This is a genomic window from Verrucosispora sp. SN26_14.1 (assembly GCF_004307965.1).
In the GTDB taxonomy this organism is placed as follows: domain Bacteria; phylum Actinomycetota; class Actinomycetes; order Mycobacteriales; family Micromonosporaceae; genus Micromonospora.
This window is the reverse complement of record NZ_SISL01000817.1, coordinates 1-1,122: the sequence shown is the minus strand read 5'-3', so window position 1 is coordinate 1,122 and position 1,122 is coordinate 1. Positions and strand designations below refer to the sequence as shown.

General features: G+C 73.4%; 1 protein-coding gene. It reads right to left on the bottom strand.

The window, feature by feature from the left end; genetic code table 11:
• Positions 1-205: 205 nt before the first annotated feature.
• Positions 206-1,122, bottom strand: a 917-nt coding sequence (locus EYA84_RS32150) for a discoidin domain-containing protein (protein WP_131057887.1), incomplete at its 5' end; no start/stop codon positions are given.

Below are 1,122 nucleotides of genomic sequence, written 5' to 3'. Positions count from 1 at the left end.
GGTTGGGCCCACCGGCTGCGGCGGCCGGCGGTGCGGGGGCCGCGGTGAGGACGAGGCCGACCGCGACGAGCACGGCGGACAGCCGGGTACGGAGTCTGGACATGGGGGATCGACACCTTCTTCCGGGGATGTGGAGAGGCGTTACCGGGTGGCGCTCTTACGGCGTGGGTGGGCCCCGCCTCGGCGTGCGGGGCCCACCCACGGGTCAGGTGGCGTGGACCTCGAACTCGGCGATCTGCGCCGCCGGCCAGCCGGTGTTGCCGGTGACGCTGAGCCGGACGAACCGGCGGTCACCGGTGGAGAGGCTGATCGACACGCTGTTGCCGGTGGCCGGGTCGAAGGTGCGGCCCGCCGAGGCGGCGAGCGTGGTCCAGGTGGTGCCGTCGGTGGAACCGAGCACCGACACCGTCTGGGTACGCGTCTGCCAGGCCGGTGACGGTGGCAGCCTGAGCACCACCCGACCCACCGGACGGGCGGTGCCGAGGTCGACGGTGAGCGTCTGCGGGAACGCGTTGTTGGCGCTCTCCCAGTACGTGCCCGCGTTGCCGTCCACCGCGTTACCCGCCGCGTACACGTCGACGTGGCTGGTCGCCACTACCGGCCGTCCCTGGGCCAGGTTGCCGGTCGGTGGCGCGGTGGTGGGCGGTGGGGTGGTCGGCGGCGGGGTGCTGCCGCCGTACACCTCGAACTCGGCGATCTGCGCCGCCGGCCAACCGGTGTTGCCGGTGATGCTCAGCCGGACGAACCGGCGGTCACCGGAAGGCAGACCGATCGACACGTTGTTGCCGGTGGCCGGGTCGAAGACCCGTCCCGCCGAGGCGGCGAGCGTGGTCCACGAGCTGCCGTCGATCGAGCCCGACACCGACAGCGTCTGCGTCCGCCGCTCCCAGCCGGCCGGCAGCCTGAGCACGACCCGGTCGACGGAACGGGCGGTGCCGAGATCGACGGTGAGCGTCTGCGGGAACGCGGTGCCGCCGCTCTCCCAGTACGTGCCCGCGTTGCCGTCGACCGCGTTGCCCGCCTGGTAGGTCTGATTGTGGCTGGACGCGACGACCGGCCGTCCCTGGGCCAGGTTCCCGCCCGGCGGCGGCGTGGTCGGGGGCGGCGTGGTGGGAGGTTGTG